Source organism: Erwinia psychrophila, from assembly GCF_039023475.1.
GTDB lineage: Bacteria > Pseudomonadota > Gammaproteobacteria > Enterobacterales > Enterobacteriaceae > Erwinia.
On sequence record NZ_JBCHVB010000001.1, the window covers coordinates 1,092,359 to 1,104,857 of the forward strand.

Consider the following 12,499-nt stretch of genomic DNA (forward strand, 5'->3'; position numbering starts at 1 on the left):
CATCCATGCGGGCGTGGCGCGAAACCGGCAAGAATTTATTCTTGTGATTCAACCAGCTGCTGGCGTGGGCGAAATATATGTCCACCCCCCTCGGCAAGTAACCGGGTTACCAGCTGGTGGCCGCCGTTCTCTTCCACCTCAGCGAATTCCCGTTCGGCGGTTGTGACCGGCGAGGTCCAGAGCAGGTTAACCTTATCGCCCTCGCGTCTGGGCAGGGCAAACTGCCCCGCCTCACCGCCCAGCTCACCAGAAAGGATAAAGCCCTCAAAGCCCACCGGGGCCACGGCGGAGGTCAGCGTATGCCCTTCGCCCAGCCAGCTGAGGCGGGCCCAGGGAAAGTGCGCAAAGCTGGCAAGGGCGCTGGCCATCTGCACGGCGTTCTCTTCCGTCATCACTTCAGCATCAATCGCCATCCCCAGCTCGACGCGACGATAGTGCGGCGCAAGATCTTCATAAAGATAATCCACCCACGGCATCGGACGAATGCTCATACCCAGCGTCAGAAAGAACCAGCTGCCCTGATGATAGTGCTGGGAAATCGCCATCGGCGGCCAGTTGCCCTGGTCGATGGAATAGTACTTCAGCGATTCGCCATAATGAGATTCATAGCACTTCAGCATATCGCGCTGCATCGGTTCCCAGAGGTGTCCATCGTGCCAGTCACGCCAGAAATGCCGGTGTTTTTCCGCCAGCGCGTAGTAGTCATTGGTGGAGGCGGAGCCGAGCGGCGCCGTCAGGCGATTCTCTTTAATACAGCCAGCGGAGAAGCTGACCTGCTTCTGCTGGTAAAGGCTCCAGCCGGGAATGACCGCCAGCAGCTGCCCCTGATACCAGAGCGCGGCGCCATCGTCACCCGGCTCCCAGATAATTTGCAGTCCTGCCGGATCGAGGATCGGCTCAGCCTGAAGCGTACGGCAAAAGGCCGCGCTCAGCAGCGGAGGACGCCCCTGCTCTATCGCCTCCTGGTCTTCACTGGCGGGCGCAGGCAGCAGGTTTCTCAGCCAGCAGCCGCGTACGGCAAACTGCTGACGAAACGGCTCGGCGGGCCAGATATAGAAATAGGCGACGCGCTCATCCTGTTCAACGCTGGCGAGCAGGGTTTGTTGCTGATTAAAAACTTCAGCAATCCGGTACGACTGTGTCATAGAGCCTCGGCGGTGGAGGGTGATCTTTTTTCGGCAGAGTAGCAGAATGTCCCGTTACGCCACGCCGGGACAAGGGGAAGAGTCTCAAAATGTCCGCTGCTGACGCGCTGGCAGCCGATAATCGCGCGGTTTATTCACGCCCCATACGCGCCATCGCCCGCTGATAAGCGCCCCGGCGGATTGACCAGCGCAGCATGGCGGCAAGCAGGTTAATCCGCTGCCGGATAAACCCCCGACGCAGCGAAGTGAAGTGAAAGCCAAACTGCGCCTGCGCCCATTCCGGCAGCAGCTCAATCCCGGCCATCATCATCGCTTTCATCGCCGGACGGGCCTGCCAGCTGGGGGCCGGTGCGCTTAACAGCAGCGAAAGCACTTCACGGGTGCGCGCGTCACAGCGTAGCTGTGGGCGCATCGCCTCAAAATAGGCCTCTACCGCCTGCACCGATTTCGGCACCTGTTCCGCGCCCAGCGCTTCCGCCACCACGGCCGCTTCGGCATAGTAGCGATCCTGGTCGGCAAGGCTTAACTGTGGGTTTTTATAGCGCAGATGCGCCGCCAGAAAACGGCTGGTCTCCGCCACATGCACCCACGTCAGCAGCGCCGGATCGCTGGCCGAATAAGGCATTCCGTGCGCATCCACGCCCGTCACCTTAAGGTGGATCCGCCTGACCCGCTCAATCAGCGTGGTGGCATCGGCGGTATTTCCAAAGGTCGTGACGGCAATAAACTGGCTGGTGCGGCGCAGTCGGCCCATCATGTCGTCGCGAAAGGTGGAGTGATCCCAGACCCCGGCCAGCGCCAGCGGATGCAGCATCTGCATCAGCAGCGCCGAAATGCCGCCGCAAAGCATGGAGGAGAAATCACCATGGACGCGCCAGATAACGCTGTCCGGGCCATAAAGCCCCGGATCGCCCGGCGGCTGAGAGAGATCGAACTCGTTCATTGCCAGCCCGTTCAGACGAAAGATCTGCTGCTGAATTTTGTCCCGAACCGAAGGCATAAAAATTCCTGTTGAGAGGCAATCAGGGGCGAATCACTTCGCCCCTGATTGAGGGTGTTGTACCGGTCCCGCTAAAGGTATTCAAACTCCGCGTCGTGAGTACGTGCGGAATCCAGACCAATCATCACGCTGAATTTGCCCGGTTCCGCCACCTGCTGCATTTTCGCATTCCAGAACTGGAGCGCCTTCACGTCAATCGGGAAAGTGACGGTTTGCGTCTCGCCCGGTTTAAGGCTGATCCGCTTAAAGCCTTTCAGCTCCTTCACGGGGCGGCTGATGCTGGCCGTCTGGTCGCGCAGGTACATTTGCACCACGGTTGCGCCTTCCCGCTCACCGGTATTGGTGATCGTTATGCTGGCATCCACCACGCCGTTACGCGGCATGGTCGGCGCAGACATAGCCACTGGCGATAGCCTGAAGGTGGTGTAGCTCAGTCCATAGCCGAACGGATAAAGCGGGCCGTTTGCCGCATCATAGTAGTGGGAGGTGTACTTGTTCGGCTTATCCGCGTTATAAGGACGTCCGGTGTTCAGATGATTATAGTAAATCGGGATCTGCCCGACGGAGCGCGGGAAGGACATCGGCAGCTTGCCGGACGGGTTATAGTCGCCGAACAGTACGTCAGCGATGGCATTACCCCCTTCGGTGCCGCTGAACCAGGTTTCCAGCAGCGCGTCGGCCTGCTGATCCTCTTTCACCAGCGCCAGCGGACGGCCGTTCATCAGTACCAGCACCAGCGGCTTGCCGGTCGCCTTAAGCGCCTTAATCAGCGCCTGCTGGCTCTCGGGAAGCGTGATGTCGCTACGGCTGGACGCCTCGTGCGCCATCCCCTGGGCTTCGCCCACCACCGCTACCACCACGTCAGCTTGGTTCGCCGTGGCGACCGCTTCATCCAGCAGCTGTTGCGGCGTGCGGTTATCTACCGTCACCGCTTTTTCATAGAGGTTCAGGAAATCCTGAATCCCTTTATGATCGGTGGCGTTAGCGCCCTTGGCGTACAGCACTTTGGCCTCTCCGGCGGTGGCGTTTTTCAGCCCCTGCAAAACGGTCACCGACTGTGTCGCCACGCCTGCCGCCGACCAGCTGCCCATGATGTCACGCTGGCTGTCGGCCAGCGGGCCGATCAGGGCAATAGTACCGGTTTTCTTCAGCGGCAGCGTATTCTGCCGGTTTTTCAGCAGTACCAGGCTTTTGCGCGCCACGTCGCGGGCTTCAGCACGGTGCAGACGGCTTTCGGCATTGGTGTCCGCCGGATCGCTGCTTTTGTCACCCAGGTGGCTGTAGGGATCGTTAAACAGCCCCATATCATATTTAACGTTCAGCACGTGGCGTGCCGCGTCATCAATCTCTTCTTCACTTACCGCACCGCTTTTCACCAGTCCCGGCAGGTACTTACTGTAGTACTCGTCGCTCATGCTCATGTTGACGCCGGACTGGATAGCAATACGTACCGCGTCCTCAGGATCGCTGGCGACGCCGTGCTGGATCAGCTCTTTAATCGCACCGTGATCGCTAATGGTAATCCCTTTAAATTTCCACTCTTCGCGCAGTACATCCTTCAGCAGCCAGTCATCAGCGGTTGCCGGGACGCCATTGAGCGAGTTAAGCGCCACCATCACGCCGCCGCTGCCGGCATCCAGCGCGGCTTTGTAGGGCGGCAGGTAGTCCTGCGCCAGTCGCTGCGGGCTCATATCCACCGTGTTGTAGTCACGTCCGCCTTCGACCGCGCCATAGGCGGCGAAGTGCTTGACGCTGGTCATCACTGAATAGCGGTCAGCCGGGCTTTTCCCCTGCATCGACTCGACCATCGTGCGTCCCATCTCCGAGGTGAGGAAAGTATCTTCGCCAAACCCTTCAGAGACGCGTCCCCAGCGTGGTTCACGCGTCACGTCGACCATCGGCGCCCAGGTCATATTCAGACCGTCGTCGGCGGCTTCATGAGCGGAAACGCGTCCCACCACCGCGACCGCTTCCCGATCCCAGCTTGCCGCCAGGCCCAGCGGAATGGGGAATACCGTGCGCTGACCGTGCACCACGTCATAGGCGAAGAAAAGCGGGATCTTCAGGCGGCTTAGCTGCATCGCCTGATCCTGCATCGCACGGATATCTTGTCGCGTAACGGTATTAAAGATGGCGCCAACCTGCTCCTGCTTAATCATCTCGCGGATGGCTTCTTTCGGGTTATCTGGCCCAACGCTGATTAGCCTGAGCTGGCCAATTTTTTCATCCAGCGTCATTTTCTTTAGCAGGTTGGTGACAAAGGCATCGCGGGCTTCCGGCGTCAGCGGATGGTCACCAGAAAGGTCTTCGGCATGACCCGGCTGCAGCGCCAGTGCGACAGCGAGACTGACAGAGCAAATCCATTTCATCAGGTTGATTCTCTTAAGTAACTGCGTAGCAAGGGATTATTATAAGATAGCGTAACAGGACATTAGTGTGCCATAAGATGAGGATAGCAGGTAGTTTTCAACCCATTAACGCTACCCTTCTGATTATTAACCGCTTCACCGCCGGCGCGGTGCTACTATCAGGCAATCTGACAGAAAAGGACAATGGCTATGCATAACTCCCCGGTCCGGGCCAGCCTGCCGCTGCTGGCTGAACTGAAGCGCATCGTTGGACGCAGTCATCTTCTTACCGATCCCCGTGAGACGGAACGCTACCGTAAGGGCTTTCGCTCCGGTGAGGGCGAGGCGCTGGCGGTCGTTTTCCCCGGCACGCTGCTGGAGCAGTGGCGCATCCTGCAGGCCTGCGTGGCGGCGGACGTGATTATCCTGATGCAGGCGGCCAATACCGGCCTGACCGAGGGCTCCACGCCGCAGGGCAGTGATTATGACCGCAAAATAGTGATTATCAGTACGCTGCGGATGGATAAAATCCAGCTGCTCGACGGCGGCAGCCAGGTTGTCGCTTTTCCCGGCAGTACGCTTTACCAGCTGGAAAACGTGCTGAAGCCGCTGGGCCGCGAGCCGCATTCCGTGATTGGCTCCTCCTGCATCGGCGCCTCGGTGCTGGGCGGCGTCTGCAATAATTCAGGCGGCTCGCTGATCCGGCGTGGGCCCGCCTACAGCGAAATGGCGCTCTATGCGCAAATTGATGCCGGGGGAAAGCTGACGCTGGTAAATCATCTTGGCATCGACCTTGGTACGACGCCGGAACAGATTCTGACGCGGCTTGATGACGAAACCTGGCAGCAGAGCGATGTCCGGCACGACGAGCGTCACGCGTCAGATCATGAGTACGCCAGCCGCGTCCGCGAAGTGGAGGCCGACACGCCTTCCCGCTTTAACGCGGATGCCCGCAGGCTTTATGAAGCGTCCGGCTGCGCGGGCAAGCTGGCGGTGTTCGCGGTGCGCCTCGATACTTTTCCCGTTGAGCAGGCCCAGCAGGTCTTTTATATCGGCACCAACGATACCTCGGTGCTGGATGACATCCGTCGCCATATCCTCAGCAAGTTCAGCAATCTGCCTGTGGCTGCGGAATATCTGCACCGCGATATTTTCGATATTGCCGAGGTCTACGGCAAAGATACCTTTGTAATGATCGATAAGCTTGGCACCGATAAAATGCCCGCCTTTTTTACCTTTAAAGGCCGTGCCGACGCGCTGTTAAATCGCATTTCGTTTATCAAACCCCATTTTATTGACCGGATGCTGCAAAAGGTCAGCGGCCTGCTGCCCTCTCACCTGCCGAAGCGGCTGAAGCAATACCGCGATCGTTACGAGCATCATCTGATGCTGAAAATGTCCGGTGAAGGGACTGAAGAGGCGCGACGCTATCTGACCCGCTACTTTCAGCAGGGACAGGGTGAATTTTTTGAGTGCAGCAAGGAGGAAGGGGCAAAAGCGTTTCTGCACCGGTTTGCGGCTGCGGGCGCTGCCGTACGTTACCATGCCGTGCATCACGATGAAGTGGAGGATATTCTGGCGCTGGATATCGCCCTGCGCCGTAACGACCGTCACTGGTTTGAACGCCTGCCTGCCGAATTCGATGAGGCGCTGATCCACCGTCTCTATTACGGCCATTTCTTCTGCCATGTCTTCCATCAGGACTACATCGTAAAAAAAGGCGTTGATGTCCATGCGCTGAAAGAGAAGATGTTAGCGATACTGTCAGAGAGAGGGGCCGAATATCCGGCGGAGCACAACGTCGGACACATTTATGCGGCTAAACCGCAGCTGAAAGCGTTCTATCAGCAGCTCGACCCCACCAACAGCTTTAACCCCGGCATCGGCAAAACGACCAAAGCGAAGCACTGGGCTGGCTGCGGCTGCGATAAGGCCAGCTAAAAGGAAATGCATCAGCCCGGCTGGCCGCGTAACAGGTGGCCGGGCCGGGCTTAGAGCGTCAGGCGTCTGATTCCTTCAGCACGATATGTCCGTTGCGTTGCTCGACAATCATCGTCTGCGGCGTTGAAAGCACCACGCCCTCATCACGCAGCCGGGTCAGGATCGCAAACAGTAGATCGCTTTTGGCGCCTGAAACCCGGCGCGGGCTTGAGACATTGCCGGTCACCGAAAGAATAATGCCTGAGGCGGTGAGATCCTTAAAAGAAACCGAAGGTTCCGGCGTGGCGAGAATGCTCTCATTTTCATGGTAAACGTCAAGCAGCAGCTGGCGGACCTGTACCGGGTCGATATCCAGCGGAAACGTCAGCGTGACGGTTACCACGCCCTGGGCGTTACCCATGGTGGCATTGCGGACGTTTTGCGAAATAAACTGCGAATTAGGCACGATCACCGTGGATCTGTCGCCAAGCTGGATCTCCGTTGCGCGCACGCTGATGCGGCGTATGTCGCCTTCAATCCCGCTGATGCTCACCAGATCGCCGACTTTGACCGGCCTTTCCGTCAGCAAAATCAGGCCGGAGACGAAGTTTTTCACGATCTCCTGCAGGCCAAAGCCCATTCCCAGCGACAGGGCGCTGACGATCCAGGCCAGTTTATTCCATTGCAGCCCCATCACCGACAGCGCAAGCAGGATAATCAGTACATAGCCAACGTTGCTGAACAGGGTGATCAGCGAGACCCGCATTCCTTCGTCCATGGTGGTTTTCGGAAGAAAATCCCGTTCCAGCCAGCGCTTCACCGAACGCAGCACGTAGATGCCAACCACCAGGCAAAGCAGCGCATTAAGGACGTGAGCGGGCACGATATTCAGGGATTCAAGCCCCTTGCCGCCCCAGAATTCGATCGCCTTTTGCATCAGCTCAATCGGCGTGGCGCTGCCAAAAGTGCCGTTCAGTATCGCGACGGCCGCCGCCAGTACCAGTACGGCCCGGCTGACGCCGGTCAGCAGCGCGGCCGTCTGTCCCAGATAACGCTCGTCAATGTTAAGCGAACGCTGAATACTTTTGCCGGAGGCATTGTGGGTGGAAAACAGACTTTCAAAACTGTCGGCCATCAGCTGGCTGAGAATAAAGAAAGAGCCGAACACTATGCCTATCCAGATAAGCTCATAGCTGAGGAAGCGCGCCAGGGTCACGTAACCGATGACCAGCGAAACCATGATGCCGATGCCGACCAGCGTAATGGACATCTGAATCAGGCCGACCAGCGTGGACTTCGCTTCCGGCTGCTGCCCCTGGAGGATCATCCGGCGGCGTACGCGGTTAGTACGGAAACTGATGGAAAGTGCGGTGGCGCCAATCAGCAGCGCGGTCAGGCCGTTGGCGAAAACCGTGGTCGCCACGCTGGTATTGGCGGTGCTGTTCAGGGTTTCGCTCATCTGGCAAACGAAGACCAGTGCGGCCGTGAGCGGAGGAAAGGGTTTTAACGCCAGCGCCACTTCATCCGAGATATTGGGCAGCCGCCACGAGGAACGGCGGGTGGAAAGGAACGCCCTGCCCAGCCCGGCGATAAGCCCGCAGAGAATGCTTAAATTCACCAGCCCGTCGGCAAAATCACGCACCTCATCTTCAACAAGATCGTGGCGCGTAAAAGCGAGATCGAGGAAGTTAAACGCCAGCACAATCGCAACCAGCGACGTCAGGGCGGTTGCCGCCGCGAGGAAACTGCGCCGCAGCCGCCCCTCCGGCAGCAGGTGAATGCCGACCCAGGCCAGGAATTCTTCCAGGTAGCGTCGACCGGCCGTTGCCACCAGCCCGGCAAGCAGAAGCCAGAACAGCGTCCCGATACGCCATTCTGGCTCCCATGAGAGCGCTACCGCATCCCGCAGCTCGCTGATGAAATTGCCAATTTTTTTGCTGTCGTTACTCTGGTTGTTAAACACCGGCGCCCAGAAACGCGGCCCGAAAATACTGCCGGCGTTGAGCGCCAGCTGGGTTTTCAGCGCATCGCGCCGCAGGGTGACGATTTGGGCGGAAAGCGTGATCGCGCCGCTTTTAATCGCCTCAGCCTGCTTAATCTGATCGTCCAGTTTACCTTTCTGATTTTCCAGGCTTTTACGCTTTCTGGTGACGTCAGCGGTTTCGTTTACCCCGCTGTCAGCCTGGGGGGCCGGGCCAAGCACGGCAAGCTGGGCCAGTAGCTGGACGCGCTGAGGGATAAGCGCCTGCGTCAGCGTATCGGCGGTGCCGGAAAGCTCCAGCGCCAGCTCGTTAAGCGCGGTAAGCCTGCTGTCATTGGTTTCCCCCGACACCTGCTGCTTAATTTTATCCAGCACCTTCTGCATTTTGGGCAGTTCAGCGGCGGCATTGATCTTTACCGGAGCATCTTCACTTTGCTGAGGCCGATCGGCTGCCTGTGTCAGCAAAGGCGTCAGCGCAAACAGCGCCAACAAAAAAACCCGAAACCAGGTGAGTAACGTAGACATGGAAATTTCCAGATAGCCAGTAAAACGGCCCTGAAGGGGCCGGGGAGGTTCAGCCGCCAGTCTAGTCTTTTGACCGGACCGACACTATCAGATTCATAAACGAAAACAGCGCCTGTAACATTCTCCGGCGGGGCCCGGTTCGCGCCTGGCATTCCCCCCGAAGGACGGGGGGAGCGGTCAGCTATTCGACGCTCTCAGCGGGAACATCATTGCTGGCCGTCAGCGCGGCCTTCTGCTTCTTGTAGCTCAGCGCGGCAGCGGGCACCGGCGAGATTTTGCCGGTTTCCATCCAGCTTTTCAGCCGCCGGGCATCCGCAAAGTGGGTATATTTCCCAAAAGCATCCATCACCACCAGCGCGACCGGCTGCTGCTTAATAACCGTACGCATCACCAGACAATGTCCTGCTTCATTGGTGAAGCCGGTTTTGGTCAGCTGAATATTCCAGTCCGGCCGGTAGACCAGATGGTTGGTATTACGAAAAGGCAGCGTATAGGCCGGGCTGCTAAAGGTCGCCATATCCTCATGGGTTGTGCTTAGCTGCCCCATCAGCGGATAGCGTTTGGTGGCGATCAGTAACTTGATCAGATCGCGGGCGGTAGAGACATTTTTCGTCGACAGTCCGGTCGGCTCAACGTAGCGCGTATGGTTCATGCCCAGCGCTTTCGCTTTGGCGTTCATCGCGCGGATAAAGGCGTCATAGCCGCCCGGATAGTGATGAGCGAGGCTTGCCGCCGCCCGGTTTTCCGACGACATCAGCGCCAGCAGCATCATCTCTTTACGGCTGATTTCGCTGTTCAGCCGCACGCGCGAATAGACACCGCGCATCTCTGGCGTATGGCTGATATCCACGGCGATTTTCTCGTCCAGCGGCAGGTGCGCATCCAGCGCGACCATCACCGTCATCAGCTTGGTGATAGAGGCCATCGGCCTGATCCGGTCGGGATTGCTGGCATAAAGGATTTTATTGCTGTTGAGGTTAACGATCATTGCGCTGCCGGACGCGATTTGCGGACGCGGCGCAACCTCAGCCAGAGGCGGGCTGGCAGCAGCCTGATTCAGGGCGGCCTGGCCGGAAAAAAGGAGAACCAAACTCAGCAGAGACGAGCGAATGTGTGCAGGCATTTATTAAAACTTAACCGGAAGATGATTCTGGTGCGGCGTCGCCACACGCTGCCGTCGCGCAAACAAGCGTGCGCTGGGCTGGCGTGCGCATCATACGCTGACCACCGTTTTGTTGCCTACTGGATTATCGTTTCCGGGCATTACCGGAAAACCGCCGGCGAACCGGCGGCGCAGGGAATTACCGTATTAAGTGGCCATAGCCCCAAATCACAACCGTCAGCGCCAGCAGCACTTCAAATACCAGCACGCCAATCGCCAGCGTCGAACTGGAAAACCGCAGGCTCTCCTCACGATCGATATTCAGAAAGAGCGGAATCCCGATATAGAGCAGATAGCCGGTATAGACCAGCGCCAGCGCGCCCACCAGCACGCAGAGCCAGACCAGCGGATAAAGCGCCACTAAGCCGCTCAGAAACAGCGGAGTTGCGACATAGCCGGCAAATACCGTACAGCGTTGCAGGCTCGGGCGCTGTGGGTAGTCACGCGCCATCCAGTGAATAACCCTGCCCATCACCGCCACGCCGCCCAGTATCATCCCATAAAACAGTACGGCCAGGCCCAGCGCGCTGACCAGCGATAGCGGGATAGTTTCATTAGCGCCCAGATCCCAGCCAATTTGTGTCGTGCCGATAAAAGCGCAGATCACCGGGATCAGCGCCATAAGAAGAACGTGGTGGGTGTAGTGGTGAGAGACGGTTTCGTTTTCCTGCTTGATGTCACGCATCTCGCGGTCGGGATGCGCAAGAAGTCCCCAAACGTGGTTCATATCTTCACTCCTCTGCTACGACGATCACCCTGGATGGCCGGGTGGGTCATTCAAGTATAAGCGCATGCAGGCTGTTTATTTTTTCAACAGCGGAGATTTTGGCTAATGCGTTAATTTTGCAACTGAAAAAGGTAAAGCAGCTTTTCTCTTTCACCCTTTCAGCCGCAGCGTTTACACTCAGCGTCTGTTTGCGGATGAACCGGTGGGAAATAATGCCTGTTGATGTTAACGCTCTGATTTCGCAATACGGTTATCTGGCGCTGTTTATCGGCTGTATGGCCGAAGGGGAGACATTTACGCTGCTGGGCGGCGTGGCGGCGCATCAGGGACTGCTGCACTATGGCTGGGTGGTGCTGGTCGCCCTGGCCGGCGGCACGCTTGGCGATACGCTGCTGTTCCTGATAGGTCGTCGTTATGGCACGGCGTTGCTGAAGCGGTTTAAAAATCATCAGAACCAGATTAACCGCGCTAACCGCCTGATCCGTAAGCGTCCGGCGCTGCTGATTATCGGCGTCAGGTTTATGTATGGGCTGCGCATCATTGGCCCGATTATCATTGGAGCCAGCGGCATTAAGCTACGAAAATTCCTGCCGCTTAACCTTCTCGGTGCCGCGCTCTGGGCGATAATATTCGTCACGCTGGGCTATCTCGGCGGCCAGATTATCACGCCATGGCTCGCTGTGCTGGATCACCACATCAAGCAGCTTTTCTGGGTTGTTCTGACGCTGGTACTGGTGTGGGGAATAAGGATCTTTCTGAAGCGACGCGCCGGGAAAAAGAAAGAGGAAGCCGGGCGCGACTAGCCCGCCCGGCCCGGGCGTTATTCCTGCATATAATACTGAGGATTGGCCAGCGTGAAGCCGCCATCAATCACAAATGACTGCCCGGTGGTGTAGGTTGACCACTGGGAGCAGAGCCAGGCGACCATGCTGGCGATTTCCCGAGTATCGCCAGGGCGGCCTGCCGGAATTTCCGGTAGTTCAATGCTCTTCACATCCTTGTTTTCCATGTCGTTCATCGGCGTGGCGATAGCGCCAGGCGCCACGGCATTCACCAGAATGTTATGCGGCAGCAGGCTCAGGGCCATCGATTTGGTTAATCCGCCTAAGGCATGTTTGGTGGCGGTATAGGCAACGGAGCCAGGCAGCGGCGTATGCTCGTGTACCGAGGTGATGTTGATAATTCTGCCACCCTGCCCCTGCTTAACCATATGTCTGGCGGCGATCTGGCTGCAGGCGAAGGCACCATCTACGTTCACGCTAAAAACCTTGCGCCAGTCTTCAAAACGGGTTTCAAGGAAATCGCCTTTGACGTTTGTTCCGGCATTATTCACCAGCACGTCAATACGCCCCAGCCGGGCGATAAGCGTTTCAAGCGCGCGGCTTCCCTCTTCAGGCTCGGCAAGGTCCAGCCGTTCAACTTCCGCTTTACGCCCCAGCTCCTCAACCTGACGCGCCGTCTCCCGCGCCCCTTTTTCATCTGAACGCCAGGTAATGCCAATATCGAACCCCTGTCGGGCCAGCATGATGGCGCAAGCCTGGCCGATTCCCGAATCTGATGCAGTGACGATGGCAACCTTATCTTCAGGTGTACTCATGGTTTTCTCCTGTTCAGTAAAGTGAAGTTCGCAGCAAGTATAGTTGATGGAAATATCCTCCTGCTGATGCCGGGTTTCAGGCTCCCGCCCCGCT

At 57.9% G+C, this 12,499-nt stretch carries 9 protein-coding genes; 2 read left to right on the forward strand and 7 right to left on the reverse strand.

Going from position 1 to position 12,499, the window contains the following annotated elements:
* Positions 1-35: 35 nt before the first annotated feature.
* The 3 genes from AAH446_RS05030 to bglX all read right to left on the reverse strand — a co-directional run bounded on the left by AAH446_RS05030 (position 36) and on the right by bglX (position 4,514).
* Positions 36-1,145 (reverse strand): suppressor of fused domain protein, encoded by a 1,110-nt coding sequence (locus AAH446_RS05030; protein ID WP_342905588.1) that lies wholly within the window; start codon positions 1,143-1,145, stop codon positions 36-38.
* A 130-nt stretch (positions 1,146-1,275) separates the two neighbouring features.
* Positions 1,276-2,145, reverse strand: a complete 870-nt coding sequence (locus tag AAH446_RS05035; protein ID WP_342905589.1) for an oxygenase MpaB family protein — start codon at positions 2,143-2,145, stop codon at positions 1,276-1,278.
* Between the two features lie 71 nt (positions 2,146-2,216).
* On the reverse strand, positions 2,217-4,514 hold the full coding sequence (gene bglX / locus AAH446_RS05040; protein WP_342905590.1) for a beta-glucosidase BglX: 2,298 nt from the start codon (positions 4,512-4,514) through the stop codon (positions 2,217-2,219).
* Positions 4,515-4,703: 189 nt separating this feature from the next.
* Here bglX and dld point away from each other — a divergent pair, with 189 nt between their 5' ends.
* The gene (dld, locus tag AAH446_RS05045; RefSeq protein WP_342905591.1) at positions 4,704-6,434 is read left to right on the forward strand and encodes a D-lactate dehydrogenase; all 1,731 of its coding nucleotides are present in this window, start codon (positions 4,704-4,706) and stop codon (positions 6,432-6,434) included.
* Between the two features lie 58 nt (positions 6,435-6,492).
* Here dld and AAH446_RS05050 read toward each other — a convergent pair whose 3' ends face one another.
* The 3 genes from AAH446_RS05050 to AAH446_RS05060 all read right to left on the reverse strand — a co-directional run bounded on the left by AAH446_RS05050 (position 6,493) and on the right by AAH446_RS05060 (position 10,808).
* Complete coding sequence (locus AAH446_RS05050; protein ID WP_342905592.1) at positions 6,493-8,919, reverse strand: DUF3772 domain-containing protein; 2,427 nt, start codon at positions 8,917-8,919, stop codon at positions 6,493-6,495.
* A gap of 181 nt (positions 8,920-9,100) precedes the next feature.
* On the reverse strand, positions 9,101-10,042 hold the full coding sequence (pbpG, locus tag AAH446_RS05055) for a D-alanyl-D-alanine endopeptidase (RefSeq protein WP_342905593.1): 942 nt from the start codon (positions 10,040-10,042) through the stop codon (positions 9,101-9,103).
* Positions 10,043-10,220: 178 nt separating this feature from the next.
* Complete coding sequence (locus tag AAH446_RS05060) at positions 10,221-10,808, reverse strand: Yip1 family protein (protein WP_342905594.1); 588 nt, start codon at positions 10,806-10,808, stop codon at positions 10,221-10,223.
* Between the two features lie 212 nt (positions 10,809-11,020).
* On the opposite strand from AAH446_RS05060, the gene AAH446_RS05065 reads away from it, so the two are divergent.
* Positions 11,021-11,611 (forward strand): DedA family protein, encoded by a 591-nt coding sequence (locus tag AAH446_RS05065; protein WP_342905595.1) that lies wholly within the window; start codon positions 11,021-11,023, stop codon positions 11,609-11,611.
* A 17-nt stretch (positions 11,612-11,628) separates the two neighbouring features.
* On the opposite strand, the gene AAH446_RS05070 is transcribed toward AAH446_RS05065, so the two are convergent.
* Positions 11,629-12,405: an SDR family oxidoreductase gene (locus AAH446_RS05070; RefSeq protein ID WP_342905596.1), complete on the reverse strand. Its 777-nt coding sequence runs from the start codon at positions 12,403-12,405 to the stop codon at positions 11,629-11,631.
* Between the last annotated feature and the right edge of the window lie 94 nt (positions 12,406-12,499).